General features: G+C 69.5%; 15 protein-coding genes. 9 read left to right on the top strand and 6 right to left on the bottom strand.

The genetic code is table 11. The features are described 5' to 3' along the window. The first annotated feature begins 351 nt into the window (after nucleotides 1–351). From ACWCQ1_RS31895 to ACWCQ1_RS31885, 3 genes are all read left to right on the top strand, one after another. Nucleotides 352–1,998, top strand: a complete 1,647-nt coding sequence (locus ACWCQ1_RS31895) for a serine/threonine-protein kinase (protein WP_451027936.1) — start codon at nucleotides 352–354, stop codon at nucleotides 1,996–1,998. Further along, nucleotides 1,995–2,750, top strand: a complete 756-nt coding sequence (locus ACWCQ1_RS31890; RefSeq protein ID WP_451027935.1) for a hypothetical protein — start codon at nucleotides 1,995–1,997, stop codon at nucleotides 2,748–2,750. The genes ACWCQ1_RS31895 and ACWCQ1_RS31890 overlap by 4 nt, the downstream gene beginning before the upstream one ends. A gap of 245 nt (nucleotides 2,751–2,995) precedes the next feature. Continuing rightward, entirely contained in the window at nucleotides 2,996–4,861 is a 1,866-nt protein-coding gene (locus ACWCQ1_RS31885) for a ricin-type beta-trefoil lectin domain protein (RefSeq protein WP_451027934.1), read from the top strand. A 37-nt stretch (nucleotides 4,862–4,898) separates the two neighbouring features. Here the strand turns inward: ACWCQ1_RS31885 and ACWCQ1_RS31880 are convergent, their stop codons facing one another. Further along, nucleotides 4,899–7,007: a helicase C-terminal domain-containing protein gene (locus ACWCQ1_RS31880; RefSeq protein ID WP_451027933.1), complete on the bottom strand. Its 2,109-nt coding sequence runs from the start codon at nucleotides 7,005–7,007 to the stop codon at nucleotides 4,899–4,901. A 794-nt stretch (nucleotides 7,008–7,801) separates the two neighbouring features. Here ACWCQ1_RS31880 and ACWCQ1_RS31875 point away from each other — a divergent pair. Further along, nucleotides 7,802–8,407 (top strand): dihydrofolate reductase family protein, encoded by a 606-nt coding sequence (locus ACWCQ1_RS31875; RefSeq protein ID WP_451027932.1) that lies wholly within the window; start codon nucleotides 7,802–7,804, stop codon nucleotides 8,405–8,407. 241 nt (nucleotides 8,408–8,648) lie between these two features. Here the strand turns inward: ACWCQ1_RS31875 and ACWCQ1_RS31870 are convergent, their stop codons facing one another. Then, complete coding sequence (locus ACWCQ1_RS31870; RefSeq protein ID WP_451027931.1) at nucleotides 8,649–9,092, bottom strand: spore-associated protein A; 444 nt, start codon at nucleotides 9,090–9,092, stop codon at nucleotides 8,649–8,651. An 85-nt stretch (nucleotides 9,093–9,177) separates the two neighbouring features. Beyond that, a complete protein-coding gene (locus ACWCQ1_RS31865; RefSeq protein ID WP_133047787.1) occupies nucleotides 9,178–9,552 on the bottom strand; it encodes a hypothetical protein in 375 nt (124 codons plus the stop codon). Nucleotides 9,553–9,990: 438 nt separating this feature from the next. Here ACWCQ1_RS31865 and ACWCQ1_RS31860 point away from each other — a divergent pair, with 438 nt between their 5' ends. From ACWCQ1_RS31860 to ACWCQ1_RS31850, 3 genes are all read left to right on the top strand, one after another. Beyond that, entirely contained in the window at nucleotides 9,991–10,527 is a 537-nt protein-coding gene (locus ACWCQ1_RS31860; protein ID WP_451027930.1) for an AAA family ATPase, read from the top strand. 270 nt (nucleotides 10,528–10,797) lie between these two features. Next, on the top strand, nucleotides 10,798–11,874 hold the full coding sequence (locus ACWCQ1_RS31855; RefSeq protein WP_451027929.1) for a pyridoxamine 5'-phosphate oxidase family protein: 1,077 nt from the start codon (nucleotides 10,798–10,800) through the stop codon (nucleotides 11,872–11,874). A 129-nt stretch (nucleotides 11,875–12,003) separates the two neighbouring features. Then, nucleotides 12,004–15,411 carry a BTAD domain-containing putative transcriptional regulator gene (locus tag ACWCQ1_RS31850; RefSeq protein ID WP_451027928.1) on the top strand — a complete coding sequence of 1,136 codons (3,408 nt, stop codon included), beginning with the start codon at nucleotides 12,004–12,006 and terminating at the stop codon, nucleotides 15,409–15,411. A gap of 5 nt (nucleotides 15,412–15,416) precedes the next feature. Here ACWCQ1_RS31850 and ACWCQ1_RS31845 read toward each other — a convergent pair whose 3' ends face one another. Both ACWCQ1_RS31845 and ACWCQ1_RS31840 read right to left on the bottom strand, forming a co-directional pair. Next, entirely contained in the window at nucleotides 15,417–16,334 is a 918-nt protein-coding gene (locus ACWCQ1_RS31845; RefSeq protein ID WP_133047790.1) for a TIGR03619 family F420-dependent LLM class oxidoreductase, read from the bottom strand. An 85-nt stretch (nucleotides 16,335–16,419) separates the two neighbouring features. Continuing rightward, a complete protein-coding gene (locus tag ACWCQ1_RS31840) occupies nucleotides 16,420–17,103 on the bottom strand; it encodes a hemerythrin domain-containing protein (protein WP_165955057.1) in 684 nt (227 codons plus the stop codon). A gap of 339 nt (nucleotides 17,104–17,442) precedes the next feature. Here ACWCQ1_RS31840 and ACWCQ1_RS31835 point away from each other — a divergent pair, with 339 nt between their 5' ends. Next, complete coding sequence (locus ACWCQ1_RS31835; RefSeq protein WP_133047792.1) at nucleotides 17,443–17,985, top strand: DUF4760 domain-containing protein; 543 nt, start codon at nucleotides 17,443–17,445, stop codon at nucleotides 17,983–17,985. A gap of 114 nt (nucleotides 17,986–18,099) precedes the next feature. Here the strand turns inward: ACWCQ1_RS31835 and ACWCQ1_RS31830 are convergent, their stop codons facing one another. Continuing rightward, nucleotides 18,100–18,657 (bottom strand): CGNR zinc finger domain-containing protein, encoded by a 558-nt coding sequence (locus ACWCQ1_RS31830; RefSeq protein ID WP_451027927.1) that lies wholly within the window; start codon nucleotides 18,655–18,657, stop codon nucleotides 18,100–18,102. Between the two features lie 83 nt (nucleotides 18,658–18,740). Between ACWCQ1_RS31830 and ACWCQ1_RS31825 the strand changes: the two genes are divergently transcribed. Further along, nucleotides 18,741–19,613: an alpha/beta fold hydrolase gene (locus tag ACWCQ1_RS31825; RefSeq protein WP_451027926.1), complete on the top strand. Its 873-nt coding sequence runs from the start codon at nucleotides 18,741–18,743 to the stop codon at nucleotides 19,611–19,613. Nucleotides 19,614–19,766 lie beyond the last annotated feature (153 nt).

The following is a 19,766-nucleotide window of genomic DNA, read 5'->3' as shown; positions in this document are numbered from 1 at the left end:
GGCCTCAATCATTTGGATCAACGACCTGCTGAAGACAACTGGCTGATCACAACGTCACACAGGCCCTAGCACCGCCACGCTCGCAACCGGCGCGCTCACCGCCGCAGCGGCCGCGCTGACATCCTCCGCCGATCCCGTCCTCAGGGGCGAGTCACGACAGAAGCCCTCGTTGGCAGGCGCGAGCGCCTACTCGGACTTTCTGTACATAGTTCGTGAGGCGGGATGCGTGGACCGGGGGACGAGTAGGGTCCTGTGCCGGCAACCGCGGTGGCTGAAATTGTGTCTCTCAATCCAAGGTTCCAGCGCTTCGGAGTCGGTCAAGTACGGCGGTACACCGGCCGGGGGGATAATGTGAGCACGTGGGTGGTGCCCGGATACACCGAGTCTCTTGAGCTCGGGGCGGGGGCGAGCGGTCGCGTAGTGCTGGCCGTGCATGCGGAGACCGGTGTTCCGGTCGCGGTGAAGTACCTCAGTGAGTCCCTGCGTACCCGGCCGGGTTTCGTGTACGAGTTCCGGTCGGAGGCGCGTCTGCTTGGCGGGCTGCAAAGCCCGTACGTGGCCGGCCTGTATGAGTACGTGGAGAGCCCCGACGGTGCCGCCATCGTGATGGAACTGGTGGACGGCATCTCCTTGCGAACGCTGCTGACCCGTCAGGGACCGCTTGATCCCGAGGCCGCACTCGTTCTCCTCAAGGGGTCGCTGCTCGGCCTGGCGGACGCGCACCGCGTCGGTGTCGTCCACCGCGACTACAAGCCCGAGAACGTCCTGATCGAAACGGCCGGATCGTCCAAGCTGGTCGATTTCGGAATCGCGGTGGATGCCGGTACGAGCGCCGGCGTGGCCGGGACCCCGTCCTACATGGCTCCCGAGCAATGGACGGGTGCCCCCGCGTCCCGCGCCGCGGACGTGTACGCGGCCACTGCGACCTTCTTCGAGTGCCTGACGGGTCACAAACCGTACTCGGGCGACAACATCGCCGAACTCGCCCTGCAGCACGTCGACGCACCCGTCCCCGTCGAACAGGTTCCAGAAGCGGTCCGTGAGCTGGTCCGCCGCGGTCTGGCGAAGGCACCGGAGGAGCGGCCGGCGGACGCCGATACCTTCGTGCGAGAGCTGGAGACGGTTGCGGGTGCCGCCTATGGTGCCGACTGGGAAGAACGCGGCCGGGCCCGGCTCGCCGCCCTGGTGGCCCTGCTGGTACTGCTGTTGCCCTCGGCCCGCGCTCCCCGTAGCACCACGGATACAGCACGCACGGTGCTGAGTCAGCCGCCACGCCACCAATGGACCCGGTCGTGGCTACCCGGCCGACCCGGGATGCTCGTCTCGGCTGCCGTCGTACTCCTGGGCATCCTGCTCACGTACGGCATCCACCAGGCCCAGGCAGGCGCCGCGCAACGGACCGCCGAGGCTCTGGCCACCACCGCAGCACAGGCCGGCACCGACTCGGCGGCACCCACCGGAGCGCCCGCGACGCCCACCACTCCGGCCGATCTGTCGCCGTCCCCCGGTCTAGCGTCCCCCGGTCTTTCTGTCTCGGCCGCGCCGACCACCGAGACCGGTGAGCCCCCGGCCTCCGCCACCACGCCTCCCACCGACGGGACGACGTCCGGCGCGGCAACCACCTCCACGACAGCGACACCGACGACCACCACCGCCACCACGCCGGCCGGCCCCGCCGTCAAGGATGTCGCGGTGTCGGCCTTCCAGCAGACAGGTCCCACGACCGCCACCGCGACCATCACCGTCACCACGGACGGGACCGGACCGCTGTCCGTCACGGTCTCGTGGCTCACGGGCAACACCGGTGGGCAACCGGGCTCTGCCGACGGTACGTCCCAGACCTTCGAGCGCAGCGGCGCCACCCAGTACTCGATCACCGTCGACCACACCTTCCAGAACGACGGCTGCTACTGGACGGTTCAGGCCACGACCAGTCCGGTGGCCGCGTCCGGTGGTGCTTCGCAGCAGATCCTTACCAGACAGTGCGAGATCCGATGACCACTCAGAACGACACCGGTCCCACGTCCGCGGAGGAGGCGGAGGAGCCCACCCGGGTGCTCGCGCCCGTCGACGCGCAGAGCGCCACCCTCCACCTCGGCCCTGCTGACGGCAGCGCACCGGACGTCGAATCCTCCGCGTCCGACAGCGAGTACAGCGCCACCGTGCTTGCCAGCCACTGGATCCAGCGCCCCGAGTCCGACGACACGCTCGTCGACCGGCCGTCGGCGAGCGTTCCCTCGGTACGGCCCGACCGCGTCGAGGGGAGCGTGCTGCGTTTCGGCCCCGGTGTGACAGCCGCCTTTGCCCACCGGACCGCACAGACACCGCCAACTGCGTCGTCGCCCCCCACGCCCGCCGGTCGGAAGCTGCGCCGACACGCTCTGCCGGTGCTCGTGGTGACAGCCGTCCTCGCGTTCCTGGCCTGGCAGCGCTTCGGGCAATCCCTTGAGGCCACCGGGATGGCGGTCACGGCCCGGCCGACAGTTCTGCGATGCGACAACACCGCGGACGTCGTCGGCCTCGTCACCACCAACGGCCGTCCCGGCACACTCTCCTACCGTTGGATTCGAAGCGACGGCACATCGTCCGGCGTCCTGCACGAGGTGATGGTCCGCGGGCAGACACACGCACGTCTGCACCTGCGGTGGACATATCAAGGGCGGGGACATCGCACGGCACAGGCCGAACTGCGCATCCTCGCCCCTGCCGCCCGCGCAGCCACCGCCCACTTCACGTACGACTGTCCCTGACCGGCCTACGCCAGCTCCGGTGCCGCCGACCTCCCCGGCCGTGAGTCGGCCTGGCTGCGACCGGCAGTTGCCGTCTTGACCCAGCAACCGGTAGCCACAAGCTGAGGCCGGTTCTTGGTATGGACCTTTTCTCGGCTCTCTGGTTCACTCTGGCTCGGGCTGTTTACTCATGACTTAGATCACGTCGTGAGTTAACTCGCGCCCCGCAGGCCCGTCAAGACGTACCGTCAGGAAGGGATGCCCCCGTGAGAAGACCCCCACACGCACTGCGGCTGCTGCTGGCCGGCGTGCTCTCCGCGGCCGGCTTCACCGCGTTCGTTCCCCCCGCGCACGCGGCCGGTGAACAGGTCACCGCCTGGCTTACCACCACCGACGACTCCGCCGGGCGCCATGTCACGCGCGGACTTCAGCCACAGGCACCGTTCGCCTTCCAGTCCGGAACCGGTGGCGGAGGCGAGAACATCACCGTCGACGAGAACACCCGCTACCAGACCTTCACCGGCGGTGGCGCGTCCTTCACGGACACCGCGGCCTGGCTGATGAACTCCAGCGGCGCGCTCTCGCAGGCGACACGCGACGCCACCATGAAGAAGCTCTTCTCGCCGACGGACGGCATCGGGCTGTCGTTCCTGCGCAATCCGATGGGAGCCTCGGACCTCGCACGCTACGGCTACACCTACGACGACGTCCCGGCCGGCCAGACCGACCCGAACCTGAACAGCTTCTCCATCGGGCACGACCTCGCGGACGTCGTCCCGCTGACCAAGCAGGCGCTCCAGCTCAACCCCTCTCTGACTGTCATGGCCTCGCCATGGACGGCTCCGGCCTGGATGAAGGACAGCGGCTCGCTCAACGGCGGCTGGCTGAAGGCGGAGGACTACGGGGCCTACGCGAACTACTTCGTGAAGTACCTCCAGGCGTACAGGAGCCAAGGCGTCAACGTCTCCTACGTCACCCCGCAGAACGAGCCCACCTGCTGCTCCGGCTATCCGTCGATGAGCTGGAACGCCTCCGGCATCCAGTACTTCCTCAAGAGCGAACTGCTCCCGAAGCTGCAGTCCGCGGGCCTGTCCACCAAGGTCCTCGCGCACGACTGGAACTGGGACGTCTACGACTCCTACGCGGCCGCCTCCGTCGACGACGCCGCGATCCGCAACCACCCCAACTTCGGCGGCATCGCCTGGCACGGCTACGGCGGGGACGTCTCCAAACAGACCACGGTGCACAACCAGTACCCCCACCTGGACGCGTTCGGCACCGAGCACTCCGGCGGCACCTGGATCGCCAACCAGCAGCGCGAGGACATGAACAACATCATCGACTACACCCGCAACTGGGCGAAGTCGGTGACCAAATGGTCCCTCGCGGTGGACCAGAACATGGGCCCGCACAACGGCGGTTGCGGCACCTGCACCGGACTGATCACCGTACACAACGGCGACGGGGCGAGTGGGACAGTCGACTACACCATCGAGTACTACACGATGGGCCAGCTCACGAAGTTCGTCCGTCCCGGCGCCCAGCGCATCGCCTCCACCGCGTCCACCAACGTGCCGAACGTTGCCTGGCGCAACCCCGACGGCTCCAAGGCACTGATCGCCTACAACGACGCCTCCAGCGCCAAGACGGTCACCATCAACTGGGGCTCCCAGCACGCCACTTACTCCCTGCCGGGCAAGACCTCGGCCACCTTCACCTGGAACGGCACCCAGTCCGGCGGGGGCAGCATGAGCGGCTCGTTCGTGGGCCTGGCCGGCAAGTGCCTGGACGTGGCGGGCGGTTCGAGCGCGAACGGCACGGCCGTCCAGCTCTACGACTGCAACGGCTCCGCAGCCCAGCAGTGGACCGTCCAGGGCGACGGGTCCGTCCGCGCCCTGGGCAAGTGCCTCGACGTCACGTCCGCGTCGACCTCGGACGGGGCCAAGGTGCAGCTGTACGACTGCAACGGCACCGGTGCCCAGCAGTGGTCGTACAACTCCACCACCGGGGACGTCGTGAACACCGCGGCCAACAAGTGCCTGGACGTGACCGACAACTCCTCGGCGAACGGCGCCCGCGCGCAGATCTGGAGCTGCACAGGCGCCGCCAACCAGAAGTGGCGCCTTCAGTAGGGGCAGCCGACTGCGCCCCCCGGTCCGCCGCTCGGCGCTAGACCGCGGGCATCACTCCGTGAATGCGTGACAGGGTGAACACCCGCTCGTCGTCGCGTAGATGACACCACGCGTACAGATAAGGCGGGTCAAGCTCGAGGCCGCTGACGGTGCGGATCGTGCGGCTGCCCGAGGCGGCGACGTAGTCGATGGTGATTGCCTTGCCGTCGTCGACGGCGTGGGCGAGTTGGCGGACGTCGGTAGGGGAGATGTGGGTCGCGTGTCCGGCGATGATCTCTTCGGTGTCGGTGGTGAAGGGGACGCCGTTGTACGGGTCTGGGGCGGGTTGGGCGAAGGGCGCGTCCGCCAGCCGGGCGGCAAGCGCGGTCAGTTCGGCCCGCTGTGGGGCGGCGGTCGTGCGGGACCGGTCACCGGGCCCGCCGATCGCTGTGCGCTGGGTCGGTACCGGCGGCGTCGCCCGGTGGCTGCGGGGTCGTTCGACGCGCACGGCTCCGTCGGCCGTCTCTGCCACGGGCGCGTATCCCTCGGCGCGCAGTGCCGTGAGGGTCTTCTCGAGCGGGGTGCGGCTGACAAGGACGGTGGGGGCGAGGTGTCGCAGGCCCAGTTTGGAGAGTTTGCGGTGGGCGGCGATCTCGGCGAGGAGGGCGGGTTCCTCGCCGTGGATGACGCAGGCGGCCGAGGTGACGCGGATCCGTCCATGGCCGCGTGCGGTGTCCGTGATCAGGTATGCCAGGGGCTGGGGCAGCGGGTTGACGGCTACGGCGGCGAGGTCGGCTTGGATGGCGTCCGGGCTGCGGCCGGCGTCCAGACCGCGGCGGACGCTTGCCGGGCTGAACCGCCACGTCGAGGCCGTACCGCTGGTCTCCCGCTCGGCGACCGAGTCCAGGAGCGCGACCAGACGTGCGGCGGGTGTGCCGGTGACGACGGCGGTCAGGTCGCTGCCGAAGCGGGCCGTTGTGGTGGCGGCGGGAAGCAGCCGATCGCAGGCCGTGGCCAGTTCTTCGGTGCTGTCGGCCAGCAGGGCGGCGCCGATCGGGGACAACGCGCCGCGAGCGAGGACACCGAGCAGCTCGGCCTCCCGGATCGTGGTGGCGAACGGTGTTGTGTCCTGCGGCAGGACCTCGGCGAGAGGCCGTGACCAGTGGGTGAGAGGGCCCAGTTCGGCCGCGTCCTTCGCGCCCTGCCCGGCCGGCAGCCGGGAAGCGGCGGTGAGCAGCCCCTGCCGGGCCTGGAGGCAGCCGGTGCAGGAGGGGTTATTGGCCAGGGCTGCCAGCGTCTTGTTGTCCTCGTCCCGGGTCTGCGAGGGGGTGAGTCCCAGCGTCCACCAGGCGTCCAGCAGCACCGGGAGCCGCTCTGCGGGTTCCGCCTCGGCCCAGGCGTCGTATGCGTCCGTCGTCGTGACCCGGTCACCGTCACGGACCAGGAGACCGGCCTGGTACGCCGTCTCCAGGGTGAGGCGCACGACGGTGTCCTCGCAGCGCGCCGCTTTGCCGAGCCGGGCCAGTTCGCGCGCTCCGACACCGCCCGACTTCAACCGGGCGGGCGGAGCCGTCGCGCACACCGACAGGACCGAGGCGGCGTGGGCGGCGAACGCCGTGGCCGCGGAGGCCGCCTCACTGTCGACCTCCGCCGGGGTGACGGGTGCCAGGAGCGGGACGGGCGGTGTCGGGTCGAACGGAGCGTGCCAGCCCGGCCCGCGCAGCGCGAGCGCCACCTCCGCGGGCATACGCGCGGGGCCGTAGTCGTAGCGCCCCTGGACCAGCAGTCCGCGCTCCAGCGCCCAGCGAGCACCCGGCTCGGAGACGGACTCCACTCCGAAGCCAACGAATGCCTGAGGTCGATACGCGGCGTCCGCCCGCCGCTCCAGCAGTTTCCTGGTGTCGGCCGGAGCCCGGGCGACGATCTCGGCGATACGTGCCGGGTCAGTGTGGTGCTCCACCAGTGTCGCGAGACGCTGCGACTTGGTGCTCGGAGGCCGGACACCCAGGGTCGCGAGCATGCGCCGCAACTCCTCGGATGTCGCATCCTTCAACAGCGTCGCCAGCGACTGGTCCAGCCCGAGCGGGGCGTCCCACGCCCGCCGTAGCGCGGAGGCCATGTGCAGCTTGCCCTCGCTGTCCGGCCAGACCAGCGCACGACTGAACAATGTCTGAAGCGCAGCTTCCAATCCGCGTGCGGCCTCTCCTTCTGTCGCGCCGAGCAGATCCGCCAGGCCATGTCGAGAGACCGGCGAACTCAGGACCGCCAGTGCCTCGGCCGCCTGCAGGGCAGGCAGCGGGAGCGAGGGCAGCGCGAGCGCCACCGAGCCCGGGCGTTGCAAGCGTTCAGCCAGTTCGCTGACCGAGCGGGGCTGAGGCGGGGCCACGGAGTCCGGCCGTGCCGCAAGTACTTGCTCCAGAACCTCGACGTCGAGGTGGTGCAGCCACGCTGCCAGACTCGACTTACCGGACTTCACTGATCACTGCACCTCACGTGGGGGAACGTCACCCTTCGCGCCGACAGGCTGGGCGAAGCGTGGCAGGCCGTACGGCTTCAAGCATGGCGCACCACGCGGGCGGTTGGGGGTGCGTCGTCACAGATGGACGAAAGCAGAATTGGGATTGACAGATCTCCCAGGGCACCACGCGCACGCCACTCCGCTCCGTGCGGTGCGCGTCAGGCCGTGGCGGCGGCCCTCGGCACGTCGGTGCCGGTCTCGGATGCCGTCGAGGCCGCGCGGCGCCTCGGTGCGGTCAAAAACCGCCGTTTCCCAGCCAGTGGAGATCATTCCCCGACTGCGTGTATAGGGCAATCATGTAGGCGGCGCCCTCCGGAGCAGTGCCGTCGCGCCGACACGATTGGTTGCGGCGTTAGGGGTTTTCTCGTTACTCCGCAGCGCGGCCGATGAGTTTGTGGTCCCCGGCCGGTCCACGCTCGTGAGACCTAGGAAAGGACACCGCCATGTCAGAGCTTCTCGTCGACTTCATCACCTCCCTCGACGGCTACGCATCGGGAGAGGGATGGCCCGGCTTCTGGGGCCTCGAGGGCCCGGAGTACCTCGCCTGGCTCGGCGAGCAGCCCGAGGCCACCTACCTGATGGGAGCGAACACCTACCGCCTGATGTCGGGCTTCGCCGCAGGCGAGGTCCCGAAAGGTCAGGACGAGTTCAGGCCCGAGGAAGAGGCGTCCGTCGACGAACTCACTCAAGCCTCCAAGGTGGTGTTCTCCTCCTCACTCGAGGAGCCACTGACGTGGGCCAACTGCACGCTCGTCCGCGACGACGCCGTCGAGGCGGTCCGTGCCATGAAGTCGAGTGGCCCAGGGCTCCTGAGCACGATCGGCAGCCTGAGCCTGTGCCGGTCCCTGCTGCGAGCCGGGCTCGTCGACCGCTTCCGGGTCGTGATGTTCCCGGTGATCACCGGGGCCACGGGCGAAGAACGCATCTACGACGGCTATCCGGACGTTGCCCTCGAGATGATCGACCACCGCACCTTCGACGGCCGTATCCAGCTGGTCGAGTACAGGCCTCGCGTGCTCGAGCACCCACCGCTCGCCGTCCCTGCATGACGTCGCCCCGTGCCTGTGGCCAAGGGTGTAGAGCAGCAGTTCGTCCGAAGGGCAGCAGCACATGTACACCACGGTGGGCACGAGCGGCATCGGCACCCGGCGCACCACCGTCAAGGCGCTCAAGGACGGCTACTGCCGTTGGCGTTTCACCGGCACCGCCACCACCGGCCCGGCCAAGGTCGCCAGCGACCTCGGTCGGCGGTGCCGGAGGCGGGTGGTGGTCCCGCCCCCGGATGCTGGATCAGCTGCAGTGGCCGGAATCGCTCGCCGAGGCGTTGCCGATGGTGCCGCTCCACGCGACGCAGGAGCCGCGGCCGTTGACGTAGACGGGGCCGGCGTAGCTCGTGTACGTGCCGGAGTCGACGGAGGGCTCGTCGGAGTCGCCGAGGGCGTCCAGGGTCACCTCCATGTTGATCTTCCTTCCCACGGCGTTGCGCACGGTCACGGCGCAGTTCTTGCCGGTCGATTGGTTCCAGGTGAGGAATACCTTGCCGGAGTTGCCGACCGGCGTGGAGTCGATGACCGTGTAGCCGGTGCCGCAGGCACCGTTGTACGTCGCCGTGGGCGCCGCCTGGGTGGTGGTCTGGGACGTGGCCGCCGAGGCCTGGGTGGTCGCGGCGAGCGTGCCTCCGAGGGCCAGCACTGCCAGCGCGGTGGCGGTGGTGGCGCGACGGGACAGCTTCATGGTTTTCCCCCTGCTGATGTGTTCGACGAGGGTCGTGTCGGTCAATGCCCGGAAGCGTGTGCCGATCACGCCTGTCGGCGGGTGGCTACGGCCGGTTCAGCACGACCGAGTTAATGGGCGTGAGGTTGTAGACGCCGAACTCGTTCAGCCCGATGGTGATCACGCAGTCGGCGCCGTTGTAGCCGTTGCACAGCTGGGCGGTGGCATTGGCGCTGCCGTACTGGTTGTTGAGCACGTAGTGGTTGCCGAACTGGTTGCTCAGGTTGTGGGCGCCGTAGCTGTAGTAGATGTTGGTGGGAGTGCTGTTGTGGATGTCGGCGTCCCGGGGGTAGATGCAGACCGCCCCGCCCGGACAGCCATACACGGTTCGGTCACTCGCGTTGGCCGAGCTGGTGCCGATCGCTGCCACGGCGGCCGTGGCGACGGCGAGCGCGGCGGCGCCTCGCATGATGGTGCGCATGGTGGTGTCCCTCCGTCACGACCGGCGCGTAGCCGGCCCTCCCCACCGGCACCAGGCGGATGCCGGGCCGGTCCCTTCCGGTGACGTGACCGGAAAGGCGGTTTCCTTCTGCGGCTGCCCGTCAGGCTCAGGCCGCCGGTCTCACGTTGGTGACGCACTCGTACTGGCCTGCGGCGAGCCGGGATCGGCGACCTGGTCGACCGACGGGTCCCGACCTGCCGTGGCCGCACCAACCCTGCGGCGGTTGGGGCGCCTGGTCCAGCAATTCGATCCTGTTCAAAGCGAGTGGGCGGCCTGGCAGCTCTCGGACCGGGGCGCAACGGAGGGACCTCGCAGAGATGTCCGGCAACGGGCGAGGTGCCCGGGGTGGAGGCTTCGACTCGCGTGATCGCGGCGATAGCGTCGTTGGCCCGGGACTGTCGTGGCTACGCTGGCCGCGTGACAGTTGTGTGGGTGACGGGCAACTCAGGCACCGGTAAGTCCACGGTCTGCGGGGAGTTGCGCGCGCGGGGCCACATTGCGTTCGACGGCGACGAGGACGGCTTCTGCCGCTGGGCCGACCGGTCCAATGGCGAGGTCGTGATGGATCCTCCCTATCCGGTCCCTGAGGGCTGGCTCGAACGATACGGGTGGATGATCGTCCGCGAGCGCGTTGAGGCCCTCGTCGAGGAGTCTCGTTCCCGTACCGCGTTCTTGTGTGGGTCGGCGGAGAACGAGGAAGACGTCCGCGAACTTTTCGACGTCACCGTCTGTCTGGTCATCGACGAGGACACCCTCCGTCACCGGCTTGCGACCCGCACGACGAACGCATTCGGTCAACATCCCGAAGAGCTCGCAGCGGCCCTGGAGTGGAATCCTCGGATGCGAGGGATCTACGAGGGTCTTGGCGCGACGGTCATCGACGCCTCCAAGCCGGTGAACGAGGTGGTGGACAGCGTGATCGACGCGGTTCAGGCGCTGAGGGGTAATGCGTAAGGCGATGGTCGCCCCACGCATTCGAAAGGGGCCAGCGCGCTGACCGCGCATACGCAGCGACTTCGGATGGCGGCCCCGTACCGCCACACGCGCACCCGGTTCGAGCAACATGCGGTCGCCCGTGCGTTGTCCCCGCTCGCGTGACGGTAGGACCTGACTGCGGTGAGGCAAGGCGAGTCCGCCGAGGCGATCACCGGCATAGTGACACCCCCAGTACTCGATGCGGGTGGCAAGTCGGCGCCAAGTGCCGGCCAAGAGGGAGCGGCCACGGTGTCGTATCCGCTGTCGGCATCGATCTTGGAGCAACCGCGCGTGTCCCCTCGAACCACCTCCCAAGGCATTCCCGACCACGACACGGTCGCCACTCACCGCGTGTCCCGCTCGGGATCCGACCCCGCGCCCTTTGACGTCCTCGACGCCTACCGCACCTGCGAGTTCGTCACCCTGGGCCGAGACGAGACCCCGGTGGCCTGGCCCACGGCGGTCGCCCGTCGCGACGACGGGACCCTGCTGGTGACCACCTGTCTCGCGTTCGCGCAGAAGGCGTTGAATGTACGGCGCGACGGCCGGGTTGCCCTGCTCTTCTCCGATCCGACGGGCAGTGGCCTCGGCCACGCCCCGCAGGTGTTCATCAGTGGCCGCGCCGAGTGTCCCGACACGATCATGACGGGTCCCCAGGGGACCGAGGAGTACTGGCGCAGGCTCTTCGAGCGGCAGCCGCACAGCCGCGCGTATCTGACACTCCCCATGAGGCCGCTCATGTCCTGGTATTACCTGCGCCTGCTTATCACGGTTGAAGCCGAACACGTCGTCGTGCGACCGCCGTTGGAACATCTGACGCACGGCGAAGCGCTGGTGTCCGTGCCGGATACCCGGTCACTGCTCGGAGCGGCGCAGCTGGGGCGCGCGCCGTCGGCAGTCCTGGCAGCACGGGACGCTTCGGGGGCTCCGGTCCTGGCCCGCACCGTGCCGCGGCCGACTCGGGCGGGCTACCTGGTCGACGTGCCGGCCGACTGCCCCGTCGAGAGCGGGCCGGCAGGCCTGCTGGTCCACCGGCACGACGAACGGCTCAACCACATGTACAACGCCTTCGTGCGCGGCACTGTGGAGCGCACCGAGGTGGGCTGGCTGCTGGTGCCTTCCGCGGTGATCGAACCCATGGGCTCGGGCCGCGCGAGCGACGCCCTGAGGATTCTGCGTCAGACGAAGCGGTCGACCGACCGCTACCTTGCACGCCGGGGGCTGAGCCGCCCGAAGGTCGAATGGGACAGGTTCCGCACCCTCCTGCGGTCGGCGCCGGTCGCACCGTCCGCTCCGTTGCCGGTGAAGGGCTCCCCCCACCACTGAGTCGGGCGACGCCGCTGACGGTGGACGGGTGACGCCTTCGCGGCGTGCCGGTCCACGAGTCCCTCGTTCGTTTCCGACGCGATCCCGGAAGACATTCCGTCGCTCCCGCACTACTACGATGTTCTTGTCATGATCAGTTTTAAGGTGCTCGGTCCGTTCCAGGTGGAGGTCGACGGACAGCCCGCGGACACGCGGGGCCGGCTCCCACGCATGGTCCTGGTCCAACTGCTGCTCGCCCAAGGCGCGGTCGTGCCCACGGATCGCATCGTCGAGAGGTTGTGGCCCAGCCGCGTCCCACCGAGCGCGCAGGCATCGCTCCACGCCTACATCGCGCGTCTGCGGCGGACCCTGGAACCGGGACGGGCGCCGCGGACCCCGGCCCAGATCTTGCTCAGCGCACCCTATGGCTACGCCCTCGCTGTGGGGCGGGATGCTGTGGACGCGTGGGTGTTCGAAGACCGGGTGGCTGCTGGTTCGACGACGGGGCTGCCCGCCCACCTGGTTGCCGACCGCCTGTCCCGGGCGCTCGACGGGTGGGACGGGCAGCCGTACGCCGAGTTCGCGGACGAGCCGTGGACCGTGGGTGAGCGCACCCGCCTGGAGGAGATCCGTCGCACCGCACGCGAGCGGCTCACCGCGGCACAGTTGCGCTGCGGTCAGGCCGCGCAAGCGCTCGCCGAGGCACGGGCGCTGACCAGGGACCAGCCCCTGCACGAGGAGGGGTGGCGGCTGCTGGCGCTGGCGCTTTGGGCTCGCGACCGCCAAGGAGACGCACTGACGGTGCTGCGACAGGCCCGGCGCGTCCTCGGCGAGGAACTCGGCATCGACCCCGGCCCCGCCCTGGTGGAGCTGGAGCACGCACTGCTGCACCGGCGGCTCGACCTCCTGCACCGGGAGACCGGCGTGCCCGCGGCGGTCTCCGCGCACCCCGGCGCGCCGCGAGCCGGGCAGGCCGTGGAGGAGTCGGTCGCGGCCGAGGAGCAGCGCGCGCAGGCCACTCCCACGGTGCTGACGACGGACCGTCTGCTGGGTCGCGACGAGGAGCTGGCCCGGCTGGCCTTGGCCGCCGATCTGGCCCGGACCGGCCGGTCGCAGGTGGTTCTCGTCTCCGGCGAAGCGGGCATCGGCAAGTCGAGCCTGCTGGAAGCGGCCCTGGGGCAACTGCCCGCGCAGGGCTGGCTGTCGGCCATCGGGCGGTGCCCGGAGAGCGAGGGCGCCCCGCCCGGCCGTGCCTGGTTCGACTTGCTGCCGTGTCTGGCGCAGAGCGCTCCGCCAGGCCCGTACGCCGACGAACTCGCGGCGCTGCTCGCTCCCGGCACCTTGAGCGGCGCCGAGCAGCCGGACGGCAGCCCGGCGCTGCGCTTTCGTCTCCACAAGGCTTTGCTCGGGTGGCTCCGGGATGCCACGCGAGGGCAACCCCTGGCGATCTTCGTGGATGACCTGCACCGGGGCGATCAGGAGAGCGTGGAGCTGTTCCTGCTGTGCGCCGAACAACTGCGTGACGTCCCCCTGCTCCTGGTCGGCTCGTTCCGCACCGGCGAGGGCGATCTGACCGCGGCCCTGGCCCGGCTGGCCACCTGCGCCCCCGTACGGCTGGCGCTCGGAGGACTGTCGGACACCGAGGCGAAGGCCCTCTTGAGGCGCTCGGACGCCGGCATGAGCGAGCGGGCCGCCGTGGCCCTGGCCGAACGGGCCGGAGGCAACCCCTTCTACCTGCGCGAGAGTTGCCTGCTGCTGGCCGGCGAGGGTGAGGAGAGGGCCCTGGCCAGCATCCCTCAGGGGGTCCAGGACGTGCTGCGGCGCCGGCTGGCCCTGCTCGCGCCGACCGCCACGGCGGGACTGCGCCTGGCCGCCGTCGCCGGACGTGAGGCACCGGTCTCGCTGTTGATCCACGCGGCCGACCACGATGCCGACCAGCTCCTCGACGCCCTGGACGCCGGTGTCACCGCGGGACTGCTCACCGAACCGAGGCCCGGCACGATCCGGTTCACCCACGCTCTCGTACGGGACGCGCTGGAAGCCGACCTCACCCGCCTGCGGCTGGCCCGCATGCACTCCCGGCTGGGCCGGAGCCTGATCGCCCTGGGTTCGGCCGATGTCGCCGCCATCGCCCATCACCTCCTCCAGGCGGCCCCGGTGCTGACCGACGACGCCGAACCCGCGGTCCACCACGCCCGCCTCGCGGGCGAGCAGGCCGTACGCCGTTACGCTCCGCAGAACGCCGAAACGCTGCTCGACGCGGCCCTGGGCCTGCTGGCTGCTCACCCGGCGGCCTTCGCGGGCCAGGACGTCCCGCTGCTGCGGGTCCGCCTACTGGGCCATCTGGTCGACTGCCGGATCCGGATGGGTGCCGTCGTGCCCGCACGCGAAGCGCAGCGGCAAGCCGTGCGGATCGCTCGTGCCGAGGGTCGGGACGATCTGCTGACCGCGGCGTACACGACCTGGACCGAACCGACCCCCTGGCGGGTTCGCGCCTACGCGGACTCCGACCGCGAAGCCGTCGAGGAACTCGACAGGCTGCTGCAGACCGGGAGCCCGGACGACCGGCAGCGGGTCCTGCTCCTCGACCAGCTTGCCGACGCCCTCCACGACAGCGATCCACGGGCCGTCGCCGTCGCGCGCCAGGCGGTCGAACGCGCCCGTGCCCTGGGTGATCCCCGGCTGTGGGGCCTGACCCTCACCTCGCTGCTGCGCCGGGTCGACTGCGAGCTCGATCCCGTGGCCTACGAGCAACTGCACGAAGAACTCACCGAGTTGGCTGACTCCCAGGACATTCCCGAGCTTTCCTGGATGAGCGCCTACACCGCCGCCCGCCTGGCAGCCGCGGCCAACGAGCCGGCGCGCATGGAGCAGTGCCTCGTACGGGCTGACGAGATCGCCCGTACCTATGAGCTCCACGGTGCGTTCGCGGTGGCCAGGCTGCGTCGCCCCTTGCTCGCCATGGCGCAGGGCCGTTTCGAGGAGGCGGAGCAGGAACTGGGCGCGGCGGTGGCGGACCTGAGGGCGGCCGGCGCGGTGGACCTCAGCGGGCTCGCGGGTCTGGCCGTCGGCTGCATTCGGCTCCAGCAGGGCCGCCTCGCCGAGGTCCTCCCCATGCTCCTTGAGGTGTGGGAGCAGTACCAGCCGCACAACGAAGCCCTCACGGCCCTTGCCCTGCTCGCCGCGGACCGGCCCGACGAGGCCCGGGAGGTCTTCGGCAGGCGCGCGCCGCTGCTGCGGGACTTTGCCTATCCGATCCTGGCCGGCCTGCGTGGTGTGGCTGCGATCGCCTTCGGTGATCGGGAGGCCGCCGCCGGGATCTACGCGGACTTGCTGCCCCTCCAGGGGCGGGCAGGGGGTGCGAGCAGCCTCAGCATCGTCTACCGGCCCGTCGCCCAGACGCTGGGCGACCTCGCCCGGTTTCTGGGCAACCCGGACCGGGCCAGGCGTCACTACCTCGAGGCTGTACGGGTGGCCGCCGCCTGGGAGTCGCCCCACTGGGAGGCCTCCGCCCGAGCCGCCCTGGCCGCTCTGCCGGCGGAGCCCACCTCGCCGTAGCCACGCTAGGGGTGAGCACCTCCCAGTTCGGCCATGAACTCCGCCGCCAGATCGAGGTACTCCTGCGGCGAGTCCGTCGTCAGCTGGAGGTCCACCAGTACCTCGTCGGTGTCCGCCCGGCACATCGTCCTCAGATGGTCGCAGAGCTGGCTCACGGTTCCCCGCTGGTGGGTCTCCGCCGGATTCGCCGCGGCCTGGGTGACGTGGGCGTTGATGCGAAACACCCGACGCAGCGCGTCCGGGTCGCGCCCCGCCCGCTCGGCCGCTTCGCGGGCCACTGCCCACAGGGCGTCGAAGTACGGCAGCGGCATCGAGGCCGCGAGCCAGCCGTCCGCACGCCTGCCGACCCGCTCCAGGGCGACCGGGGTGAAGCCGCCCAGCAGGAGGGGCGGTCGCGGCCTTTGCAACGGCTGAGGCAGGACGGTGGACGAGGGGATGGTCCACAGCGGGCCCTTGTGGGCGACCGTGCCGGACCGCCACACGGCCTCGAGGACGTCCAGCGTCTCCTCCAGCCGGCCACCGCGTCCGTGCCAGGGCACTGCGACGGCCTCGTACTCCTCACGCATCCAGCCCAGCCCGAGCCCGACGTCGAGACGCCCTCGGCTGATCAGGTCCAGGGTGGTGAGCGCTCGGGCGAGGACCAGGGGCGGCTGCCACAGGGCGTTGAGGGTGCTGCTGCCCAGGCGTACCCGCTCGGTCACCGAGGCCGCCACGCCGAGCGCGAGCAGCGGATCGAGGTGCGTGCCGTACCGGGCCGGCATCGTGCCGCCCGGGTAGCCCTCGGGCGGAGTCACCGGCGCCAGCAGCCGGTCGGCCACCCAAAGGCTGTGACAGCCGAGCGTCTCCAGGGCCGCGCACATGACGGCAGTGTGATCGGGGTCGGCGAAGGGGCCGAATTGGGGGACGGAGAATCCGATGCGCATCGGTCAGGAGTTTCCTCAAGCGGGTCGGTCGGTACAGGGTGGACGGCGGGCCGGGTGTCCGGGCCACGTGGCAGGGCGTGGCGGCTCATACGGACGTGTGGCGGCCGCGGATGCGGCGGGTTTCGCGCCGGTACTGTCGCTGTCCGAGGATCTTCCACATCACCCTGGCGGCGACCGGCAGACGGGCGAGGAACTCTTGGCGCTCATCGGGCGGGCAGTCCTCCAGGATGGCGCCCAGCGCGATCATCAGACGGTTTCTGGGCGTCTCGGCCAGACCTCGTTCCCCGACCGCGCGCCATTCGCTCTCGTTGACGTGGCGCACGACCAGCGGCATGACCATCTGCTCCTCCTCATCGAGGTGGGCGCTCAACTGGCGGTGGTGTCGGCGCAGCGCCTCGGCCAGCTCGTCACGGTCGGCTGCCAGCGCCTGCGTCCGCCACCGGTCCATGAGCACCTGGACCTCGTCCATCCCGGTGCTGAGCTCGTGGTGCTGCGCCTCCATCGCCAGCACCTGCTCGGCGTCCAGATCGAGGTGGGGGAGCAGGACGGGCCAGAGCATCTGGTCTTCCCCGGTGTGATGGGCGTGCAGCCCGACGGTGTACTCGCGCCAGTGCTCGGCGAGGATCCCCGCGCGGGCGGTGTCCAAAGGCGCAACGTCCTGGACGAGTTCGGCCAGCAAGCGCGACTCACGGCGGAACACCCGGTGGATCATCGCCATCTCGAGGATGTAGGGGTGGGCGGTGGAATGGGAAGCATTGCTCGTCGTCATGCCCTCTAGCCTGCTGACGACAATTGCCACCCACTTGCACGGCACTTGCCGTCCCCGCCCGGCACTGAGGCCAGCGGGGGTCTTCCGGTATAGCCTCGGCGGAAGCTGGGTGCAACGACAAGCCCGGCCACGACCTCGTCGGCCCTGACACCGGGTTCTTCCGAGCCGGCCTGCGCCGCATGGCCCGCCGAGCGAACTGGCCCAGCTGCGGGGCGCCATCGGCACATTCCGAGTGATCTGGACAATGCTCGCTGGGAGTTGATCGAGCCAGGCCTGGTGTTCTCAAACCCGTCCCACGCCCTGTATGCACCACGGGTGTGTGCTCCATACGGTGATCGCATGGACAGTTCCGTCATTTTCAACGTCGTCACCACGGGTATCGCCGTTGTCGCCGTGGTGACCTCCGTCGTCTTCAACGCCAGACAGGTCCGCACCGCGCAGCACGCCAACCACATATCCGTCATGGTCGATCTGCTCCAGGAGTTCCGCTCGGCAGACTTCCATGAGCAGCACGACTACCTCTGCACGCGCCTGGGCGCAGAGCACGATCCGGAAGGCGGTGTACGGGGTTTGCCCTCGGAAGCCAAGGCGGCCTTCTACAACGTCGTGTACTACTACCAGTCCTTCGCGAACCTCGCCGTGTTCGACATGCTCGACGAAACCCTCATGGTCACGGTGTTGCGGACCCGGATCGTCTCGGTCTGGCAGGCCGTGCGGCCGTTCGTGGAACGCGAGCGGGAGTTGCGCGGCGAGACCGGCCGAGGCTCATACATGTCGATCTTCGAGGAGCTGGCGCGACTGGCGGCGGCGCTACCGCCAGAACACGTCTTCGAGGCAATGGCCCGCACCCGACGACCAGCTCGCTCCCGGCTGCTTCGCTGAACGGCCGTGGTCCGTGGCAAGCCGTTGGCGGGAATTGGTGGGGCGGAGGTCGAGCCTCGGACGCGAGACAGCAGTTTGGGGATCGAGGGGGCGAGAGGGTGTGGGACGTTCGGGTCACTTGGCCTTGGTGCGTTGGTAGTGGCGGGCGACGCGTACCCGGTTGCCGCATCGGGTGGCGGAGCACCAGCGGCGCCGCGGATGGGCGGCCAGGAAGAGCATGACGCAGTCGTCCGCTTCGCACTGCCGGACTCTGGTGACCGCGGGATCTGCCAGCAGTTCGGCGGCCGCCTCCGCGAGGCAGGCGGCCAGCCGCAGGCCCGGTGAGCCGTCGCGTCGGCGTGTGGCGACCACCGCCGACCCGTTCCACGCCAGCTGGTTGATCGCCGGCGCGGCGCGCTGCGCCTGATTGAGCGCGTCCAGGTCGGCAGCCAGGGGCTGGTCGCCTCGGCGGGCGCGGTCGATGGCGCGGGCGGTGTGCTCCCGTACGGCGCGCACGGCAGCCAGGTCCGTGGCGGTGACGGCCTGTGGCACCTCATCCGGCAGACGGTCGGCCTGAAGGGTCCACCAGTGCCGCAGATCATCCGGGGTCGCGAGCAGATCGCCTGCGGTCGGACGGGTGTTGACCAGGTCCAGCGCCAGCGGTTCTCCGGTCAGCGGAACGAGATCACTCATAGGTCTAATGGTACAACACGGCATTGACACGTTAGCTTGATCGAGGTAATCCTAATGCTTGAATGCCATTGAAAGGAATTAGCATGAATGCGACAGTCGCCCGTATCGCTCACCGACACATCGATGTCGACGGCGTCCGTGTCTTCTACCGGGAGTCCCTCCCGGAACGGGCCGACGCGCCGGTGCTGCTGCTCCTGCACGGCTTCCCGTCCGCCTCCCACCAGTTCCGCGGCCTCATCGACGCGCTCGGCTCGGGCTACCGGCTGATCGCCCCGGACTACCCCGGCTTCGGCCACACCCAGGTCCCGGACGGCTTCTGCTACTCCTTCGATCGGCTCGCCGACATCACCGAAGGCTTCATCCAGAGCCTTGGCCTTGAACGGTTCGTGATGTACGTCTTCGACTTCGGCGCGCCCATCGGCTTCCGCCTCGCCGAACGCCACCCGGAGTGGATCGCGGGCCTGGTCGTGCAGAACGGCAACGCCTACGAGGAGGGGCTCTCCGGCGCAGCCCGAGGCCTCATCGCCCTCACGCCCCAAACTCCGGGCGTCGAGGACGCCATCCAGGGCATGCTCACCCTCGCCGGTACCCGCAGCCAGTACGAGACCGGCGTCCCCGATCCCGACCTCATCGCCCCTGACGGATACACCCTCGACCAGCACTTCCTCGACCTGCCCGGTCGCAAGGAAGCCCAGCAGGCACTGATCTTCGACTACCACACCAACGTCGAGCGTTACGAGCACTGGCACGCTTGGCTGCGCCAGCACACCCCGCCCACCCTCATCACCTGGGGAAGAAACGACCCCTTCTTCCCCGAGCCCGGGGCGCACGCCTACCTCCGCGATCTGCCCGGCGCAGAACTCCACCTCTTCGACACCGGCCACTTCGCCCTGGAAACCCATCTGCCGCAGATCGCCCTGCTGGTCGCCGACTTCCTCGACCAGGCCTGGAATTGACTTCTCGCCCAGCTGAAGCAGGGAGATTCTTCCCTCGCGGGTTGAGCTTTCTGTTTCCCAGACAGCAGCTGCCCCGAATTAACGGCAAGGGACGTGGGTACGCCCAGCAGTCTTACGCCAGCTCCACAGACCTGACATCCCGCCAGCCCGGCG

Source organism: Streptomyces sp. NPDC002144, from assembly GCF_053593695.1.
This window is presented reverse-complemented; position numbering and strand designations above follow the sequence as displayed.